The following is a 502-nucleotide window of genomic DNA, read 5'->3' as shown; positions in this document are numbered from 1 at the left end:
GCCAGGCGGCGCGGCGTAGCAGGCGCAGGCCGTTGAGTCCGACGATGACGGTGGAGCCTTCGTGCCCGGCCACGCCCAGCGGCAGCGGAAGGTGCCCGACGAGGTCCCAGATCACGAGGCCGGTGATGAAGGTGGCGGCGATGATCAGGTTGGCCGTCACGACCCGGCGCGCACGCCGAGACAGGGCGATGACAGCGGGAATCGTGGTCAGGTCGTCGCGGACCACGATCGCGTCGGCGGCCTGCAGGGTGAGGTCGGAACCCGCGCCACCCATCGCGATCCCGGCGTGCGCGGCGGCCAGGGCGGGAGCGTCGTTGATGCCGTCACCGACCACCGTCACCCGCTGCCCGCCGCCACCCAGTGTCAACGCAGTCAGCCCGCGCACCGCGATGACCTTGTCCTCGGGCAGCAACCCGGCGCGCACATCGCGGATGCCGACTTGCTCGGCGCGATGCGCTGCGGGGGCGTGGTTGTCGCCGGTGAGTAGCACCGGAGCGGCGCC

General features: G+C 72.5%; 1 protein-coding gene. It reads right to left on the bottom strand.

What is annotated here, in order from left to right; all coding sequences use genetic code 11:
• The coding region (locus F0L68_RS40700; RefSeq protein WP_149855265.1) for an HAD-IC family P-type ATPase at positions 1-502 on the bottom strand (502 nt) is incomplete at both ends.

This window comes from Solihabitans fulvus, assembly GCF_008386585.1.
Classification (GTDB): Bacteria; Actinomycetota; Actinomycetes; order Mycobacteriales; family Pseudonocardiaceae; genus Solihabitans; species Solihabitans fulvus.
This window is presented reverse-complemented; position numbering and strand designations above follow the sequence as displayed.